Source organism: Actinosynnema sp. NPDC020468 (assembly GCF_040642015.1).
In the GTDB taxonomy this organism is placed as follows: domain Bacteria; phylum Actinomycetota; class Actinomycetes; order Mycobacteriales; family Pseudonocardiaceae; genus Actinosynnema.
This window is the reverse complement of sequence record NZ_JBFAEO010000034.1, coordinates 49,409-67,047: the sequence shown is the minus strand read 5'-3', so window position 1 is coordinate 67,047 and position 17,639 is coordinate 49,409. Positions and strand designations below refer to the sequence as shown.

The following is a 17,639-nucleotide window of genomic DNA, read 5'->3' as shown; positions in this document are numbered from 1 at the left end:
GACCTCCTCGCCGGTCGCGGTGGGTTCGCTCGGGAGTCGGCCGCCTGGTGTGGTGGCGGGGATCGCGGCCGGGTTTGGTGTCATGGCTGGGCCTCCTCGCCGGTGTGGTCGGTTTCGGTGCGGGGTGTGGGTGGCTGCCTGCCTGGTGTGGTGGCGGGGATCGCGGCCGGGTTTGGTGTCATGGCTGGGCCTCCTCGCCGGTGTGGTCGGTTTCGGTGCGGGGTGTCGGCGGCCGCCTGCCTGGTGTGGTGGCGAGGGTTGTGGCCGGGGTTGGTGTCGTGGCTGGGCCTCCTCGCTGGTTGTGGTGGGCTCGGCGAGGGCGATCGGGAGTTGCCCGCTGGGGGCGGTGGCCGGGATCGGGGTCACGGCGTGGCCTCCTCGGCGGTGTGGGCGGGTTCGGTGCGGGGTGGGCCGAACTTGGCCGTCCAGGCGTCGCCGTCGGCTACCGTCGCGCGGGCCAGGCGGGCGAAGGGTGGGCCGACCATGGCGCCGTCCAGGACCGCGACGCCGCCGTTCGCCGCGTGGACCGCGTCGGTGACGCGGCGCGCGTGGTGCAGGCGCTCGGGGTTCGGGCGCAGGGCGGTGTTGATCGTGGCCAGTTCGGACGGGTGCACGGTCGCCTTGCCGTGGAAGCCCAGTTCGCGGGCGCGGGTGATCTCCTCGGTCAGCACGGCCGGTTCGGACAGCCGGAAGTTCGCCGTGTCGACGCACGCCGTCCCGTGGCGCGCGCACGCCATCGCCATCGCCTGGCGGGCCGCGAGCATGCCGGCCCAGGTGATCTCCACGCCCAACGTCGCGGCCAGGTCCGCCGAACCGAGCACCAGCCCGTCCGCCTCGGCCGCGATCGCGTCCACACCGGTGACCGCCTCGACGGTCTCCACCGTCACGTAGACCTCCGGCCGCCGGTCCGCCGACGCCAGGATCGCGCGCAGCAGGGCCACCTCCACCGCCGAGGTCACCATGGTCATCACCACGTAGCCGGGCGCGACCGGTGACCGCGCCAGCATCAGCAGGTCGCGCACCGCGTCCACGGTGCCCAGCGGGTTGACCCGCACGGCCACCCTGCCGGGGTTCGGCGACCTCTCCAGCGCGGCCCGGCAGATCTCGCGGGCGGACTCCTTGCCCGCCGCCGGCACCGCGTCCTCCAGGTCGACCAGGTGCACGTCGGCGTCGTACGACCACGCCTTCACCACCCGGTCCAGCGCCAGCGCCGGGGTGTACAGGACGCTGCGCGGCACGGCCCTCACCGGGCCGCCTCCGCCGGTCTGGCCGCCGGGGTCGCGCCCACGTCGACCAGCACCGAGCACAGGCCGCGGATCTGCTCGACCGTGTGACCCGCGCGCAGCATGACCCGCAACCCCGCCGTGCCGCGCGGCACGATCGGGAAGAACACCGGCGACACGTAGTAGCCCGCCTCGAACACCCGGCGACCGGCCTCGATCACCGTCTCGTCGCTCATCGGCACCACCCGGATCGGGTAGGTCGAGCCGGCCTGCGCCGTCGTCACCAGCGTGTCGAACAGCTCGACGGCTACCCGCATCCGACCCTGGAGCGCGGTCAGCTCCGGGGTGCGGTGGATCTCCGCGGACGCCAACGAGGCGCCGACCGCCGCCGTGTTCATCGGCTGCGAGTAGCTCAACGCCCCGGCGAACCGCTCGATCACCCGCAGCACGCCCTTCGGGTAGCCGTCGAGCAGGATCGCCGCGCCGCTGGTGCCGAACGCCTTGTTCAACGTCGCCACGGTGATGGTCCGCTCGTCGCGCACCGGGCAGTGCGACCGCACGTAGCCGACACCGCGCTCGCCGTACGCCGACACCGAGTGCGAGTCGTCGTAGTAGACCAGCAGGCCGTACTTCTCCTGCAACACCGCCAACTCGCGCACCGGCGCGTACCCGCCGAGGCTGTCCGCGCCGTCCACCACGTAGCAGACCCGCTCGTACCGCTTGCACGCGTCTTCCAGGAACTCCAGGTCGTGGTGCCGGCACGTGACCACCTCGGTCTCGTCGGCGCACGCCGGTTTCGCGCCCGCCATCGACACGTGGCAGTACTTGTCGAACACCATCAGCGGCCGGACGCCGTTGCCCAGGTGCCCGGACGCGATCAGCGGCAGCAGGCCGGCGCTGGCCACGCCCGCCGAGATCGCGCTCACCACGTCCGCGCCGAACAGCTCGCCGAGCGACGCCTCCAGCTCCAGCAGCGCCGGTATCTGCACGCGGCTGCGCGGGATGCAGTGGTCCAGCACGCCGAACCGGCGCAGCGCGGCCACCGCGCCGTCGATCACCTTCGGGTGCGAGTCCAGGTCCAGGTACGAGCAGCAGGTGAAGTTGACGAACTCGTGGCCCTCGGCGGTGCGCAGCACGCCGTCCTCGAGGTCGGCCACGATGCCCGCCAGCCCGTTGCGCTCGGACATGTCCCAGAACGCGTTCCCGACGCCGACGGCCTTGTCGTTGTCCCGGTAGCGGTGCGGTGGCGTGATCGTCCGGCGCTCGGTCACGCGCCGCTCCCGGCCGCGGGCTGGTAGTTGTAGACGCCCTTGAGCTTGCGGTAGGCGGCCGTGTACAGCGCCACGCCCAGCACGTAGGGCCGGCGCAGGATCTTCCGGTCGCGCAGCCAGAAGTTCACGTTGATGTTCATCTCCTCCAGCGACTCGGCCTGGTGCCACCAGCCGAGCGGGAGGTACAGCATCTGGCCCGGCTCCAGGACCAGCTCGCGCCGCTGGGCGAGTTTGGCCGCGAGCTTGGGGAACCGCGCCCGGTCCACGTTGTCGAAGTCGAACGCCTGCGACTTGTCGCCGAACCCGCGCACGATCGACCTCGGGTAGTACTCGTGCGAACCGGGCGGCGCGAGGACGAACCGCTTGCGGCCCTCCAGCGCGATGTTGAAGTTCTCGAGCTCGTCGAAGTGGCTCTGGGTGAACACGCCGCGGTGGCTGATCCACAGGTTGGCCGCGTTGAGCGAGCGCCGGTAGTCGAACAGCTCCTCCGCGTCGAACCCGAGCACGGCGTTGACGTCCGCCGGGCTGTTGCGGATGTTGGACACGATCCGGTTCCATGCGCCGGGATCGGTCAGGTACCGGTCGTCCTCGAAGAACTCGCGGAGCCGGATCTCCCGGGTGGTCCACCGCTGCGCGTTGTTCTTGTCGCTCGGCTCGGTGAACAGGGTGACCGCCATGTCGCCGAGGCGGTCGGCGACGCCCTGCCTGCCCAGGCCCTGCACGTCCTCGGGCAGGGTGATCACCACCGGGACGTCGGCCCGGATCAGCGCCTCCCGCCCGAAGGCCGTGAACTCCTCGAACGTGATGCGGGGTACCGGGAGTCCCGCGCCACCACCGCGTCCGGCTGCCGGTTGTGCTGTGCTCACGACTGCGTCCTCACTGTCTTCCGGTGCTGCGCTGTGTTCCGGTGCTGCCCGTCAAGCCGGTTCCCTCCCGCGCAGCGCGGACTGCCCCGCGACGCCGAGTGCCAGTGCGACGGCGCCGCCGCCCACCGCGGCCCACGCGGTGACGGGCGAGCCGCCCGCTTCGGCCAGCCGACCGCCCACCGCCGTGCCGAGCGCGATGCCCAGCGCGCCCGCGCTGGTCAACCACGAGAAGCCCTCCGCGAGGGAACCCTTGGGGGCCAACGACTCCAGCAGCGTGCTGCCCGCGATCAGGGCCGGTGCGATCGCCACGCCCGCGAGCACCGCGAACGCGGCCATCACCGGCGAGGACGGCGCGAACGCCAGTGGCACGGCGCCGAGCGTCAGCACGCCCGTGGTGATCGCCAGGAGCCGGGCCTGGCTCGACTTCCACGCCACCGCGCCGTACGCGAGCCCGGCGACCAGGCTGCCCACCGCGGTCAGCGACAGGAACACCCCGGCCAGCGCGGGCGCGGACTGCGCGCGGGCGAACGCGATCATCGTGACGTCGACCGCGCCGAGCAGGAAACCCATGCCCGCGTAGGCGATCACGAGCACCCGCACGCCCGGCACCCCGAGCGCCCGGCGCGGACCGCGCGCCGCGGGAGGCTCCGGCGTCGGCTCGGACCGGTGGTGCAGCGCGAGGGCGACCGAGCCGGTCGCGGTCAGCGCGGCGCACGCGACCAGGCCTGCCGCCGGGTGCACGGCCGTGGCCAACGCGGTGGCGAGCAGGGGTCCGAGCAGGAAGATCGTCTCGTCCAGCACCGACTCCAGCGCGTACGCGGTGCGCAGCGCGTCCCGTTCGACCACGGCGACCCAGCGGGCGCGCAGGAACGAGCTGAACGACACCGCGGCGAGACCCGCGACCGCGGCGGCCAGGACCAGCAGCCACAGCGGCGCGTCCAGCGCGACCGCGCCCAGCAGCAGGGCCATGCCCACGACGTGCGCGAGGCTCGCGGCGAGCAGCACCGGGCGTTGGCCCACCCGGTCGGCGAGCCTGCCGAGCACCGGGCTCGCGACGCCCTGGGCGACCAGCATCGCCGCCGCCACCACGCCGGCACCCGCCAGCGAGCCGGTGACGGCCGAGACCAGAAGCAGGCAGCCCAGGGACCGCATGGCGATCGGGAACCGGCCGACGACACCCCAGAACGCGAGCGGGACGGCGCCGGGCGCGCGGAGCAACCGCGAATAGGACGCTAACCCCGAATTCGACTCCGTGACGCCACCGGACACCCTGCCCCCGTCGGTGCGGAAACCGATCGCACCGATTTTTCGGTGCGCTGGGAAACGATTTCCCCCGGCTGTCGCCGAGCGTCGCCGGGTTCGCGTCGACGCCGGTTCATGTTAGGTCCGCACGGATCGGGTGTCAACGGTGGCAATGGCGGTTGACATGGCCTCTGAGCTGGGAAAACAGTCAGGTATTGGGTTCTTTGATAGCTCGTCCGGCGGTCGCGGGATCGTTTCGGAAGGGACGTTCACTCATTTTTTCACGGTGAAGATTCAAGGGTTTGACGGGCTGCTCGGGTGAGGTAGTGGGAATGGTGATTCCGGTCAACGGGGGGTGAGCGGACCGCAGTCCGGCTCGTCGGGCAGCAGCGGACGCCTGGTGACGGTGTAGGTCGTGCCGCGGTCCGACCAGGACGAGCCCGTGCGCACCGCGGCGACGTCGGCCGCCGGGTAGGTCGCGCACCGCCCGGTCGCCACCGGCGTCCCGTCGGCGAGCGGGCGCAGCGGCCACGGCGGGGCGGCCGCGGTCGCGTCGGTTTCGACGGCGACCACCGCGACCCGCTCCGGGCGGTAGGGGGTGAACGGCGAGGTGAGGTCGGCGTCCGGGTCCAGCGCCACGGCCCGCGCGATCTCGCCGGCCCTTCCGGTGGCTGAGCGGTCCGGCGGGGTGACGCGGGTGACGGCGGTGCCGGCGTCCGACCCGAACGTCACCACCAGGGTGCCGGCGTCGGGCACCGGGTCGTCGTGGGTTTCGGCCCGGTCGAGCCCGGCGTCCCGGGCCCGGCCGTAGAGGCGGTCGAACTCCTCGGTGGTCAGGTGGTACTCGCGGACCAGGGGCTCGGCGCCGAGGGAGACGATGAGCGTGCGGTCGCCGTAGAGCACGAACGCCGGGTGGTCGACCAGCCCCGGCGGCCGCGGCCCGCCGCCCACCACCTCCGCCCGCAGGGCAACGGTTCTCCCGCCCGGCGGCGCGGCGGCGGACTGGCAGGCGACGGCCAGCAGGACGAGGAGCAGCGGGAGGGTTCTCACCCGAGGGGGACGGAGGCGGGACCTCGGGCGGTTGCACGCGGGCGCGGCGGTTCGCCCGGAGTCGGCCGGTCGTCCGCCGCGGTCGGCTAGGGCGGTCGGCGGGTGAAGATCGACAGGAGTTGGGTCAGGACCTTGCGGGCGTCCGCGCGGCGGCGGGGGTCGGTCGACAGGAGGGCCACCGTCACCGCTCCCGCCACGCACGCCAGGTAGAGCGCGCCGAGCAGTTGCGCCGTCACGGTCGTCAGGCGACGAGCAACGGGCGGAGGGTGCGGCGCGCGTACTCCAGACCGTGGCGGACCCGGGCGTCGTCGCCGCTCCAGTGCGGGTCCTCGTGCTCGATCGCGATCACGCCGTCGAACCCGATGCGGTACAGGGCGTCGACCACGCCGCGCCAGTCGACGTCGCCCAGGCCCGGCATCCGGTACTCCCACCACCCCGAGCGCCACGGGTCGGCGCCCCGGATCGCGCGTCCGAAGACGCCGTGCCGGTCCCGACCGGCCGGCAGCACGCGGGTGTCCTTGGCCTGGACGTGGCCCACGCGGTCGGCGAACCCGCCTGCCGCCAACCACTCCAGCGCGCCGACCGGGTCGATGCCCAGCCACAGCAGGTGCGACGGGTCGTAGTTGAGGTGCAGGCCGAGGCCGAACATCCACTCCCACAGCTCGGGCGAGTACGCGAGGTTGCCGGGGTAGCCGTCCGGGTGCCACCCCTCCATCGGGCAGTTCTCCACGACCAGCGCCACGCCGTGCCCGGCGGCGAAGTCCACCAGCGGTGGCAGGACCCGTTCGGCGAGCGCGAGGTTCGCCGCGACGGTGAGGCCGGGGTCGCGGCCGACGAACGTGCCGACGTGCCGGACCCCGAGCCTGGCCGCCGCCTCCACGCACGCGCGGAGGTGCGCGTGGATCTCCGCGCGCCGCCGGGTGTCGGGGTGCAGGTTGTTCTCGTAGTAGCTGATCGCGGACAGCGTCAGGTCGTGCGCGGCGAACAGCCCGCGCACCCGGTCCGCGTCCCGCTCCGGTAATCGGGTGACGTCGAGGTGGCACGCCGTGCGGTCGCGCGTCGTGCCCGGCCACGCCGCGACCTCCAGGGCGTCGAACCCGGCGGAGTGCGCGTGCTCGCACAGCGCCTCCAGGGAGGAGTCGGTGAAGCACGCGGTGAAGTAGCCCAGTTTCATGATCCGAAAGCCTTTCAGTGGACGGGAAGCTGATGAAATTCAGCGTATTGCCGTGAAGTTATGCAAGACAAGGACAAAAGATAATCCAAATTCGAACGAAGCGAGCTACGATGACCGGCATGTCCGACACCGACGCGACCGACGGCCACGGCGAGCTGGCCCGGCTCGTCGCCCTGGGTTCCGCCACGACCCGGGCCGACCTCGCCCGGCTCACCGGCCTGTCCCGCTCGACCGTGTCCCACCGCGTCGAGGCGCTCCTGGCGGGCGGGGTGCTGGTCGAGGGCGGCGAGCCGGTCCCGTCGAGCGGTGGGCGGCGGGGCACCCGGCTGCGGCTGGACGGGAGCGCGGGGCTGCTGCTGACCGCCGACCTCGGCGCGACGGCGGCCCGGCTCGCGGTCAGCGACCTGAACGGCGTGGAACTGGCCGCCTCCACCGAGGACCACGACATAGACCAGGACCCGGAACCGGTGCTGCGCCGGGTTGTCGAACGTTTCGCCGAGCTGCTCGCGGGACGGGACGCGGAACGGGTGCGCGCGGTGGTGGTCGGTCTGCCCGCACCGGTCGAGTTCGGCCTCGGCCACGCCGTGAAACCGCCGCTGATGCCCGCGACCTGGCACCGGCACCCGGTCGCGGACCACTTCGCCGACCGGTTCCCGCGCGCCGAGGTGCTGATCGACAACGACACCAACCTGATGGCGCTGGGCGAGCACCGCGAGACCTACCCGGGCCTGCGGCACCTGCTCTACGTGAAGGTCGGCACCGGCATCGGCTGCGGCGTCGTGGTGGGTGGCGAGCTGTACCGGGGCGCGGGCGGCGCGGCGGGCGACATCGGCCACATCCGCCTCGGCCACGACGAGACGCCGTGCCGGTGCGGCAACACGGGGTGCCTGGAGGTGGTCGCGGGCGGCAAGGCGCTGGCCGCCCGGCTGCGGGCACAGGGCCGGGACGCGCCCGACGCGCGCGCCGTCGTGCGACTGGCGGAGGCGGGCGACGTGGTGGCGCGATCCGAGGTGCGCGCGGCCGCGCGGCGGATCGGCGAGGTGCTGGCGGCGGTGATCAGCTTCGCCAACCCCGAGGCGATCGTGCTGGGCGGCTCGCTGGCCAGGCTCGACCAGGCCCTGCTCGCGGGCATCCGGGCGGTGCTGTTCGAACGCGCCTTCCCGCTGTCCACGCACACCCTGCGGACCGAGGTCGGCGCGCTCGGTGACCGCGCGGGCACGGTGGGCGCGGTGACGCTCGCCCAGCGGCACCTGTTGTCCGACCGCGGTATCGGAGCGCTGCTCGGCTCTCGATGATCGGCTCCGCCCGCGTGGCGGGTGCACCGCGTCCGGTCGGACGGGCATCCTGGACCGGACACCGTCACGAGACCACCTCCGAGGGCCGGGGTGGCGCGGTGTGTGACGAGGCAGGGGTGGCGGTGGTCCGGGTGCGATCGGAATGCTTGGCTCCGGGCCCGGCGGGTACTCCGGGTGCGTGGCGACGATTCCGGCGGTGGACGTGACCGACTTCGACATCCGAACCCCGTTGCAGCGGGGCACGGCGGTGGCCGCCGTCGTCTTCGCGGTGCTCGGGGTGCTGGGGTTCGTCCCGGGGTTGACCCAGGGCCTGGAGTCGATCGAGTTCTTCGGTCCCGCGTCCGGCGCCTTCCTGTTCGGCGTCTTCCACGTGTCGGTGCTGCTGAACCTGCTGTACCTGGCGTTCGGGTTGGTGGGCGCGCTGTCCGCGCGCTCGGTGCGCGGCTCGGCGCTGTACCTGGCGGGCGGCAGCGTGCTGCTCGTGCTGCTGTGGGTCTACGGCCTGATGGTCGCCGAGGACAGCTCCGCCAACGTGTTCCCGACCGACGTGCCGGGCAACTGGCTGCACCTGCTCCTGGCGATCGCGATGACCGGCCTGTGCCTGGTCACCGCCAAGCGCTCGCTGCCTCCCGGCGCGGCGCCGGTCGAACCGGAACTCTGAGACCCGCGCGCCCGGTCCACTGAGGACGGCGGCTCCGCACCCGTGGCCTAGGGTGAGGATTCCCGCAACCGTCCACAGTGATCGGGGGTCACATGACCGGGTCGAGCGACACGTCGCCCCTGGCCCCGCTCGTCGACGCCATCGGCACCACGCTGCTCGACGTCGTGTGCGGCGACCTGACCTCGGCCCGCCCGGTCGCCGGCATCACCATCCACGACCCGCACGACGGCGCGGCCCGGCACGACCGGGCCGTGGTGCTGGGCGTCGGCGTGGTCGGCCCGGTCGACACCCGGGAACTGGTCCGGCTCGCGCTGGCGGCGGGCGCGTCGGCAGTGGTGCTGCGCGACGACACCGCGCTCACCGACGACCTGCGCGCGCGGGCGGCCGAGGCGGACCTGGTGCTGCTGCGGATTTCGCCCGGCGTGCCGTGGAACCAGCTCGCCGTGTCGCTCTCGACCGCGCTGGAACGGGAGACCGCGCGCCGGCCGCGGTGGAGCGCGCCGGGTCGGGTCGACCGGGAGCGCTCGCTGTCCGACCTGGCCAACGCGCTCGCCACGACCCTGGACGCGCCGGTCACCGTGGAGGACCTGAACTCGCGGGTGCTCGGCTACTCGGACAACCAGACCCGCGGCGATTCCAGCCGGCACGAGACGATCCTCGGCCGCGGCGTGCCCGCCCGGTACACCGAGATGCTGCGCCGGCACGGCGTCTTCGAGCGCCTGTACGCCACCGACGAGCCGGTGTCGGTCGACCTCACCATGCTGCCGGACCTCGACGTGCCGCGGATCGCGATCCGGATCGCGCGCGGCCAGTACGTGGTCGGCTCGATCTGGGTGGCCACCGCGACGCCGGTCGCCGAGGTCGACGTGTCCGTGCTGCGCGCCGCGGCGGTGCGCGCGGGCGAGTTGATCGACAGCGGCACCCAGGACCAGGACCGGCGGCGGCGGTCGGTCGCGGCGCTGGTCGGCGACGACGAGACCGAGGCGGCGCGCAGCGCGCGGGAACTCGACCTCGACGGCGACCCGGTCCAGCTGCTGGTGGTGGAACTGGTGCGACCGGTGGGCGGCGGGCCGGAGCTGTCCTCCCGCGACATCGACAAGTACGCCGACGTGCTGCACCTGCAACTCGCCGGGGTGAGCAGCCGGGCCATCGCGGCCGCCGTCGGCAGCCAGGTGGTGGGCGTGCTGCCGGTAGACGCGGTCGACGCCGGCCCGCGCCGCGCGCTGGCCGCCGCCGAGCGGTTCGCGCGCACCCCGAACGCCGGCGCGCCGGTGCACGTCGTGGTGGTCTCGGCGGGTCGGGGTGCCGCCGGAGTGCGGACGGCGTGGGCGGACGCGGCCAAGGCGCACGCGGTGCTGGCGCGCAACCCGAGCACCGCGACGAGCACCGCCGTGCTGCGCTACGAGGACGCCTACTTCGACATCCTGCTCCAGGACGTCGCGGGCTCGTTCACGGGCGGTGGACCGGCGATCTCCACGCCGGTGTCCCGATTGCTGGCCCACGACGACGAGCACCACACCGACTTCGCCCAGTCGCTCGTCGTGTACCTGCGCGAGTTCGGCTCGGTGCACGACGCGGCCAGGGCGCTGCACGTCCACGCGAACACGCTGCGGTACCGGTTGCGCCGGCTGTCCGACCTGTGCGGCATCGACCTGGCCGACCACGACGCGCGGTTCAAGGCGATGCTCGAACTGCGCATCCGGGGTCTGCTGGGTTAGGCCGGTCGTCCGATCCCACCAACCTCCGGTCGGGTTTCCGTCTGCCGGACCGAAGACGGTCTCCGCGTCCGCCCCGCAGGATGGGGACCATGACGGATCTCCTCGCGAACGCCGACCCGGTGCCGCTCGCGCAGGCCGACGACGACGCGCGTGCCGCCGAGGCCAGGGCGGGCGTCGTCGTCCGGCGCCTGGACGCGCTGGACGACCTGCACGCCGTCCACGCGCTGTACCGGTCGATCTGGCGACCGGACGACGAGCACGCCGCGATCACGGTGGAAGTCCTGCGCGCGCTGACCAAGGCGGGCAACCACGTGGCCGGCGCCTACGCGGGCGACGACCTCGTCGGCATGACGGTGGCGCTCAACGGGACCCCGGACAGCGGGCACGTGCACAGCCACATCGCGGGCGTCGCGCCGTCCGGCCAGGGCCGCGGCATCGGGCTCGCGCTCAAGCTGCGCCAACGGGTCTGGGGCCTGGAGCACGGCGTCCGGTCGATCGGCTGGACGTTCGACCCGCTCGTGCGCCGCAACGCCCACTTCAACCTGGCGAAGCTGGGCGCGCTGCCCGTCGAGTACCTGACCGACTTCTACGGCCCGATGTCCGACGGCATCAACGGCGAGGACGCCACCGACCGGCTGCTGGTCTCGTGGCGGCTGGACCGGCCGCTGCCCGCGCCGGGCGCCGCGCCCGAGCCCGACGGCCGGCCGGCGCTGGTGCACCACCCCGAGGGCGACGTGCCGCTGGTGACCGAGTCGACCGCCGCGCGGGTGGCCGTGCCGACGCCCGCCGACATCGAGGCGCTGCGCGGCGCCTCGCCGGTGGCCGCGTCCGCGTGGCGGCTCGCGGTCCGCTCGACCCTGGCGCACGAGCTGGCCGCGGGCTCCGCCGTCGTCGGCTTCGACCGCGCGGGCCACTACCTGATTTCCCGGAAGGACAACGCATGAGGCTCGAAGGCGTCGAACTGATCACCGTCACGCTGCCGCTGGTGTCGCCGTTCCGCACGTCGTTCGGCACCCAGACCGAGCGGGAGATCCTGCTGGTGCGCGCGGTGACCGACGTCGGCGAGGGCTGGGGCGAGTGCGCGACGCTGCTCGACCCGCTGTACTCCTCGGAGTACCTGGCGGGCGTGCTGGACGTGTCGCGCCGCTACCTGGTGCCGGCGCTGCGCGACCTGGCGGGCGTGGAGGCGCACCGGGTCGCGCCGACGCTGCGCCGGTTCCAGGGGCACCGGATGGCCAAGGGCGCGCTGGAGATGGCCGTGCTGGACGCCGAACTCCGGCACCGGGGTGTGTCCTTCGGCCGGGAACTGGGCGCGGTGGCCGACAGCGTCGCGTGCGGCGTCTCGGTCGGGATCATGGACAGCGTGCCGCAGCTGCTGGACGCGGTGGCCGACTACGTCGACCAGGGCTACGCGCGGATCAAGCTCAAGATCGAGCCGGGCTGGGACGTCGAGCCGGTCCGCGCGGTGCGCGAGCGCTTCGGCGACGACCTGCTGCTCCAGGTGGACGCGAACACCGCCTACGGCCTCAAGGACGCGCCGCACCTGGCGCGGCTGGACCCGTTCGGTCTGCTGCTGATCGAGCAGCCGCTGCCGGAGGAGGACGTGCGGGGCCACGCCGAGCTCCAACGCCGGATCACGACGCCCGTGTGCCTGGACGAGTCGATCGTGTCCGCCCGGTCCGCGGCCGACGCGATCAGCCTCGGCGCGTGCCAGGTGGTCAACATCAAGCCCGGTCGGGTCGGCGGCTACCTGGAGGCCCGCCGGGTGCACGACGTGTGCGCCGCGCACGACATCCCGGTGTGGTGCGGCGGGATGCTGGAATCGGGGATCGGCCGGGCGGCGAACCTCGCGCTGGCCGCGCTGCCGAACTTCACCCTGCCCGGCGACACGTCCGCCTCCGACCGCTACTACCGCACCGACCTGACCACGCCGTTCACCCTCGACGGCGGCCGCATGGCGGTGCCGACCGGCCCGGGCCTCGGCGTCGAGCCGATCCCGGAGCTGCTCACCGAACTCGCGACCCACCGGGAGTGGATCGCGGTCTAAAACCCCCGGGGCGGGGGGAGCGGGGCGGCACCTGCCACACGCGGTGCCGCCCCATCGCCTCTCAGGCTCCCGGGTCCCAGGCGATGAGCTGCTCGAACACCACCGGGTCGCCGCCGAGTTCGAGCTCGTCCACCGGGACCCGCGAGTAGAACGCCTGGACCAGCTGGGAGGCCGTGCCCCGCAGGGACGCGTCGGACTCGACCTCGTCGGACTCCTCGACGCGGGTGATCCGCGCGCCGTCGGCGGACAGCGCCACCCGCCAGGACCGGCCCTCGGTCGCGGCGTAGTGGATGATCGCGGGCTTGTGCGGCCACGGGCTCGTCGTCGCGACGCAGGTGACCAGGAACTCCTCGACGCCGTCCAGCGCGACCTCCACCGGGAGCGGCCGGGGCGCGCCCTGGGCGAGCTGGGCGTCGTAGGTGTGCACAGCGATCTCCTGGACCTGGTGCCGGGCAACGGCTCCGGCGGTCGGCGGCGACTGCGAGTCGCCCCAGCCGACCCAGCACACGTGGTCCGGACCCACCTCGCGCAACGCGTCCAGCAACCGTCGGGCCGACTCGGTCCACCAGGCCACCAGCTCCGCGCGGTCCCGGGGCAGGGCGGGCGCGTCCTTCGGCTCGACCTTGGCCGGGGGAGCGACCTCCGGACCGGCGGCGACGATCGTGGCCCAGCGCCGCCGTCCGTCGCCCAGGTGCCGCACCAGGTCCAGCAGCGTCCACGCGGGGCAGCTGGGCACCCGCGCGTCCAGGTCGGGCGCGGCGAGGATCTCGGCGCCGAAGGCGGTGGCGCGTTCGTCGATCAGCCGCAGCAGGTCGGGAAACCCCAGGGTGTTGTGCACGGCGCGTGTCTACCACCCGGAACCGGTGGCGGCACAGCGAATTCGGCCCCGGTCGACCCCGCGCGGTCCGCGGCCGAATCGGCCGGTGGACCGGGAAACCGGCTCGCGGGCACCGGAAACGTGCGAATCGGGCTCGGCACGGCCGGCGCACCGGAGTGCCGCGCGGATGTGGGAGCCCCGGTGTGCGGGGGAGGGCCGCCGGGTGGCAACCCTCCCTCCACTGAGGACACTTGTACCGCGGTGCTCAGGCGGTCGGCGCGGAGACCTTGCGGAACAGGCGGTACATGTACAGGTACTCGTCCTCGCCGTCGACCACGCGGGTGAACTCGGTGTCCGCGCCGTTGATCACCGAGACGAACCGGCCCCGACCCGCCGGTCGCACCGGCGTCGGCGGCTCGACCAGCTCGTCCTCGCCGCCGAGGGGCGATTTCCGGGCCATCTTGGCGGACACGCCGCCCTCGTCGTCGCGGAACAGGGTGTACCGCGCCAGGACCGTCTCGTAGACGCCGAGCATCTCGTCCAGCACGGCCGGTTCCGCGTCCCGGTCGACCAGCGGGGTCGGGTACCGCAGGCCCAGCTCCTCGCCCACGAGCGCGAGCAGCTCCTCGACCAGGCCCGCGCCGTCGTCGGAGTTCGTCAGCACGCACACCGCGATGCCCAGCTCGGGGAACGCGTGCAGCTTGGCGTGCTGGCCGATGGTGTGCCCGCCGTGCTGCGCCGCGCGCACCGGACCGTCCGGGCCCGCCCAGTCGGTGAGGATCCAGCCCAGTCCCCACGCGTTGTCCACAGTGGACCGTGCGGTCAGGTCGACCTGGGGCGTGCGCATGGCCCGCGCCGACTCCGCCGACAGCAGCCGCTCGCCGGTCGGCGTCACGCCGTCCCGCAGGTGCGCGGCGGCGAACCGCAGCAGCGCGTCCGCCGAGCCGGTGATCAACCCCGCCGGGCCCACCGAGCGCGGCAGCGTCCAGACCGGCGCGGGCGCGACGGGCCGCTCCGGGTCGGACCGGTCGGGCAGGTGGCCGACGGCGGCGCGGAACAGCAGCGCCTGCGCGGGCCTGGTGACCGCGTGCCGGGTGCCGAGCTTGCCGACGACGTGGGTGGCGACCGCCTCGTCCCACGTCGTGCCGCGCAACACCTCGACGATCCGGCCCGCCAGCACGAAACCCGCGTTGCAGTAGCTCAGCGGGCCGTCCGGCCGGGTGGTGCTGCCGGCCTCGGCCAGCGCCTCGACGTACTTCGCCACGCAGTCGTCGCCGTCGCCGGTGTCGGTGAAGACGTCGCCGTCGATGCCGCTGGTGTGGGTGAGCAGCTGCCGCACGGTGATCGCCTCGGCGTGCCCGGCCTCGGCCAGCGCGAACTCCGGCAGCACGTCCACCACCCTGGTGTCCAGGGTCAGCCTGCCCTCGTCCACCAGTTGCATGACCAGCGTCGTGGTCCACACCTTGGAGATCGAGCCGTACTGGAACAGCGCGTCGGCGGTGACCTCGACGCCGGTGTCCAGGCTGGTCAGGCCCGAGGCCAGCACGCGGACCTCCACGCCGCCCTCGTCGTCCAGCGCCAGCACGCCCACCTGGCAGCCGGGCACCCGGTGCCGCGCCACCGCCGCGTCCAGCCGCTCCTGCCACGCGGCGGTGGCGAGCAGTCCGGCGGGCAACCCCTGTCGGTCGTTCACGCCTGCACTCCCTTTCACTGGTCAGGACTTCCGCCGCGCCGACCACGGCTCCGGCCGGAGCGGGCGGCGCGCGGTGAGGCCCCGGTGGTAGAGGTTGACATCGGTCCGGCCGACCGGCGAGCGCTCGGCCGACGCGACCCGCTTCCCGGCGCGCGGCCGGGGTCGGAGGCGAGGACGAGCCCCGGCGCGGCGTCGACGGTCGCGTCACCGGTGACGGGCGAGGTCCTCGGGGTGGCGGAGGGGAGGGTCATCGCACGTGCTCCTTGAGCCAGTCGAGCAGCCGGCGGCGGTAGTCCAGCCGCTGCGACGGCGGGCCGGTGAGCACGAACAGGTGGGAGGCCCCGGGGTAGAGCACGAGCCGGGTGATCACCTGCGCCTCGCGCAGCCCGGTGAACCACTGCTCGGCCTGGTTGACCGGGCACCGCTGGTCGTCCAGGCCGTGCAGCACCAGCGTGGGCGCGGTGACGTCGTGCACCCGCGCGATCGGGGACGCGGCGTGCAGCGCGGCCAGGTCGGTGGCCGCGCCCTGGCCCATCTCCAGCGCGGAGAAGTAGTGCGCGAGGTCGCTGCTGCCCGACACGCCGGCCAGGTCGGTCACCACGCCGCCCGCGACCGCGGCCGCGAACACGCCGGGGTGGCGCGAGGTGAGGTGGCACGTCGCGTAGCCGCCGTAGCTGTAGCCGGTGACCGCGACCGCGGCCCGGTCCACCAGACCCTCGTCGACCAGGGCGGCCACCGGTTCCAGGAAGTCCCGCGCGTCGGCGCTGCCCCAGCCGCCGACGAGACCGGTGTAGAACTCCTCGCCGTAGCCGTCGCTGCCGCGCGGGTCGAGCAGCAGCACGGACCAGCCGCGCGCGGCCAGGTCGTGGTGGTAGAAGAAGTTCGCGTCGGCCAGCGGCGCCCACGCGTTGTGCGGCCCGCCGTGGATGTCGAGCAGCAGCGGCGTGCGGCCGGTCGTCCCGCACGGGCGCAGCAGCCAGCCGTGCACCGTGGCGCCGTCGGAGATCTCGAAGGCGCGCGGTTCCCAACCGGTCGGCGCGGGACCGGTGGCGAGCGCCGTCCGGTGCGCCTCGGTTCCGGTCGGGTCGAGCACCAGCACCTCGGCGAACGCGTCCACGGCGGCGCGCACCACCACCAGGTGTCCTGAGTGGACGGACACGGCCAGCCCGTCGACGCTCTCGGTCGGCGTGCCGTACCGGTGCCGCGCGGGCGCGCCGGGTGTCGCCCAGTCGACCGAGTACAGGTGGGACATGCCCCGGTCGCGGATCGCGAAGTACAGGGTGCGGCCGTCCGGCGCGAGCCGCGGCAGCGCGCCCGGGTACGCGCCGCCGGACCCGACCAGCACGTTGCGGTCCAGCTCGGGCGCGAGCCGGCGCGCCGGGCCGCCGTCGAGGTCGACCAGCCACAGGGTCGTGTGCCCGATCGCGACGTCCGGCCGGCCGGTGACGACGAGCTTCGCGCCGTCGGGGGTGAACAGCAGCGCCGAGCCCAGGCCGAAGAACCCGGTGTGCACGCGGGTGCGCGTGTGCGGCGCGGCCACGTCGACCACCTCGACCGCGCCGGTGAAGTCGGTGTCCCAGCGGTCGTCGTGCCACGTCGTGTACGCGATCCGGGCGCCGTCGGGCGACCAGGCGACGCCGTCCAGCGCGGGCAGTCCGCCGACGACCACGGTGACCTCGCCGGACCCGACGTCCAGCACCGACAGGTCCAGGACCAGGTCGCCGAACCGGCCGACGCCGTCGGCCTTGTGGAACGCGGTGTTCACCACCAGCGGCGCGGTCGGGTCGGGCACCGCGCCGAGCGTGACGAGCGCGAGCCGCGTGCCGTCGGGCGAGAAGGTCGCGCTCAGCACGCCCAGCGGGAACCGGTCCGCCGGGGTGACCTGGACGGGGTCGCCGCCGTGCGCCGGGATCCGCCACACGTGCGCCGCGCGCAGGAACGACACCGAGCCGTCGGGGAGGAAGCCCGGCGCGGAGTCGGCCGGTCCGGCGGTGAGCCGGGTGGTGCCGTCGGCGGTGGTCGACCACAGCCCGGTGACCGCGCGGTCGGTGTCGCGGTCGAACGTGGTCAGCGCGAAGACGACGCGGGATCCGTCGGGGGAGATCGCCGGCTGGGACGGCACGCGGGCCGACCACAGGTCGTCGATCGTGAACGGGTGTGTCATGGGCGTGTTCCTCGGGGGGCTCTCGCGGGGGTGGACGGGGGTGTGCCCCTCCGCGGCGCGGCGGGGAGAGGTGCCCGCGCGGCCGGGCGGTCCGGCACCCGGTCGACCGGTCCGATCGCGCGCGCGACCGCCGGCGGCACGGAGGAGTCCGGGCCGGACCGACCGGCCACCGGCGCCACCGCGACGAAGCCGCCGACCGCGGCGGAGACGGCGTCGAACGCCCGCTCGCGGCCGCCGCGGACCGGTTCGGCGGCGAGCGTCCCGGGCGGCACGCCGACCACCGGGATCACCGCGACGGCGAACAGCGCCGGGGTGGCGGGCATCCACCACCCCGGCGCGTCGGCCACCGTCGTCTCGATCGGCATGCGGCAATCCTGGGCGTGCGACCCGGATCACTGCGTCGGGCGAACCCACGGAA

Annotated in this window: 16 protein-coding genes; 5 read left to right on the top strand and 11 right to left on the bottom strand. The window is 73.9% G+C overall.

Annotation, left to right across the window (positions count from 1 at the left end; translation table 11 throughout):
- Positions 1-362: 362 nt before the first annotated feature.
- From AB0G50_RS23580 to AB0G50_RS23550, 7 genes are all read right to left on the bottom strand, one after another.
- Positions 363-1,238: an aldolase/citrate lyase family protein gene (locus AB0G50_RS23580; protein ID WP_360112201.1), complete on the bottom strand. Its 876-nt coding sequence runs from the start codon at positions 1,236-1,238 to the stop codon at positions 363-365.
- 5 nt (positions 1,239-1,243) lie between these two features.
- Positions 1,244-2,494 (bottom strand): aminotransferase class I/II-fold pyridoxal phosphate-dependent enzyme, encoded by a 1,251-nt coding sequence (locus AB0G50_RS23575; RefSeq protein WP_360112199.1) that lies wholly within the window; start codon positions 2,492-2,494, stop codon positions 1,244-1,246.
- Complete coding sequence (locus AB0G50_RS23570) at positions 2,491-3,360, bottom strand: cupin-like domain-containing protein (protein WP_360112197.1); 870 nt, start codon at positions 3,358-3,360, stop codon at positions 2,491-2,493. Before AB0G50_RS23570 ends, AB0G50_RS23575 begins: the two co-directional genes overlap by 4 nt.
- Before the next feature lie 51 nt (positions 3,361-3,411).
- Positions 3,412-4,578: an MFS transporter gene (locus AB0G50_RS23565; RefSeq protein ID WP_360112195.1), complete on the bottom strand. Its 1,167-nt coding sequence runs from the start codon at positions 4,576-4,578 to the stop codon at positions 3,412-3,414.
- Positions 4,579-4,947: 369 nt separating this feature from the next.
- Positions 4,948-5,652 carry a hypothetical protein gene (locus AB0G50_RS23560; RefSeq protein ID WP_360112193.1) on the bottom strand — a complete coding sequence of 235 codons (705 nt, stop codon included), beginning with the start codon at positions 5,650-5,652 and terminating at the stop codon, positions 4,948-4,950.
- A gap of 86 nt (positions 5,653-5,738) precedes the next feature.
- The gene (locus AB0G50_RS23555; protein ID WP_360112191.1) at positions 5,739-5,888 is read right to left on the bottom strand and encodes a hypothetical protein; all 150 of its coding nucleotides are present in this window, start codon (positions 5,886-5,888) and stop codon (positions 5,739-5,741) included.
- A gap of 5 nt (positions 5,889-5,893) precedes the next feature.
- Positions 5,894-6,826: a sugar phosphate isomerase/epimerase gene (locus AB0G50_RS23550; RefSeq protein WP_360112189.1), complete on the bottom strand. Its 933-nt coding sequence runs from the start codon at positions 6,824-6,826 to the stop codon at positions 5,894-5,896.
- 119 nt (positions 6,827-6,945) lie between these two features.
- Here AB0G50_RS23550 and AB0G50_RS23545 point away from each other — a divergent pair, with 119 nt between their 5' ends.
- The 5 genes from AB0G50_RS23545 to menC all read left to right on the top strand — a co-directional run bounded on the left by AB0G50_RS23545 (position 6,946) and on the right by menC (position 12,547).
- Positions 6,946-8,121 carry an ROK family transcriptional regulator gene (locus AB0G50_RS23545; RefSeq protein WP_360112187.1) on the top strand — a complete coding sequence of 392 codons (1,176 nt, stop codon included), beginning with the start codon at positions 6,946-6,948 and terminating at the stop codon, positions 8,119-8,121.
- 178 nt (positions 8,122-8,299) lie between these two features.
- Entirely contained in the window at positions 8,300-8,782 is a 483-nt protein-coding gene (locus AB0G50_RS23540) for a DUF4383 domain-containing protein (protein ID WP_360112185.1), read from the top strand.
- A 92-nt stretch (positions 8,783-8,874) separates the two neighbouring features.
- Positions 8,875-10,500, top strand: a complete 1,626-nt coding sequence (locus AB0G50_RS23535; protein WP_360112183.1) for a helix-turn-helix domain-containing protein — start codon at positions 8,875-8,877, stop codon at positions 10,498-10,500.
- Between the two features lie 89 nt (positions 10,501-10,589).
- Positions 10,590-11,444, top strand: a complete 855-nt coding sequence (locus AB0G50_RS23530; RefSeq protein WP_360112181.1) for a GNAT family N-acetyltransferase — start codon at positions 10,590-10,592, stop codon at positions 11,442-11,444.
- A complete protein-coding gene (gene menC, locus AB0G50_RS23525; protein WP_360112179.1) occupies positions 11,441-12,547 on the top strand; it encodes an o-succinylbenzoate synthase in 1,107 nt (368 codons plus the stop codon). Before AB0G50_RS23530 ends, menC begins: the two co-directional genes overlap by 4 nt.
- Positions 12,548-12,608: 61 nt before the next feature.
- Here menC and AB0G50_RS23520 read toward each other — a convergent pair whose 3' ends face one another.
- The 4 genes from AB0G50_RS23520 to AB0G50_RS23505 form a co-directional block, all read right to left on the bottom strand.
- Complete coding sequence (locus tag AB0G50_RS23520; protein WP_360112177.1) at positions 12,609-13,385, bottom strand: maleylpyruvate isomerase family mycothiol-dependent enzyme; 777 nt, start codon at positions 13,383-13,385, stop codon at positions 12,609-12,611.
- Positions 13,386-13,629: 244 nt separating this feature from the next.
- Positions 13,630-15,057: a serine hydrolase domain-containing protein gene (locus AB0G50_RS23515; RefSeq protein ID WP_360112175.1), complete on the bottom strand. Its 1,428-nt coding sequence runs from the start codon at positions 15,055-15,057 to the stop codon at positions 13,630-13,632.
- A 247-nt stretch (positions 15,058-15,304) separates the two neighbouring features.
- Positions 15,305-17,221, bottom strand: coding sequence for a S9 family peptidase (locus AB0G50_RS23510; protein ID WP_360112174.1), 1,917 nt, complete (start codon positions 17,219-17,221; stop codon positions 15,305-15,307).
- On the bottom strand, positions 17,218-17,586 hold the full coding sequence (locus AB0G50_RS23505) for a hypothetical protein (protein WP_360112172.1): 369 nt from the start codon (positions 17,584-17,586) through the stop codon (positions 17,218-17,220). The genes AB0G50_RS23510 and AB0G50_RS23505 overlap by 4 nt, the downstream gene beginning before the upstream one ends.
- Positions 17,587-17,639 lie beyond the last annotated feature (53 nt).

Coding starts and splice junctions, on each gene's coding strand:
- AB0G50_RS23550 (WP_360112189.1), bottom strand. CDS start 6,826: ATGAAACTGGGCTACTTCACCGCGTGCTTCACCGACTCCTCCCTGGAG.
- AB0G50_RS23545 (WP_360112187.1), top strand. CDS start 6,946: ATGTCCGACACCGACGCGACCGACGGCCACGGCGAGCTGGCCCGGCTC.
- AB0G50_RS23535 (WP_360112183.1), top strand. CDS start 8,875: ATGACCGGGTCGAGCGACACGTCGCCCCTGGCCCCGCTCGTCGACGCC.
- AB0G50_RS23530 (WP_360112181.1), top strand. CDS start 10,590: ATGACGGATCTCCTCGCGAACGCCGACCCGGTGCCGCTCGCGCAGGCC.
- menC (WP_360112179.1), top strand. CDS start 11,441: ATGAGGCTCGAAGGCGTCGAACTGATCACCGTCACGCTGCCGCTGGTG.
- AB0G50_RS23510 (WP_360112174.1), bottom strand. CDS start 17,221: ATGACACACCCGTTCACGATCGACGACCTGTGGTCGGCCCGCGTGCCG.
- AB0G50_RS23505 (WP_360112172.1), bottom strand. CDS start 17,586: ATGCCGATCGAGACGACGGTGGCCGACGCGCCGGGGTGGTGGATGCCC.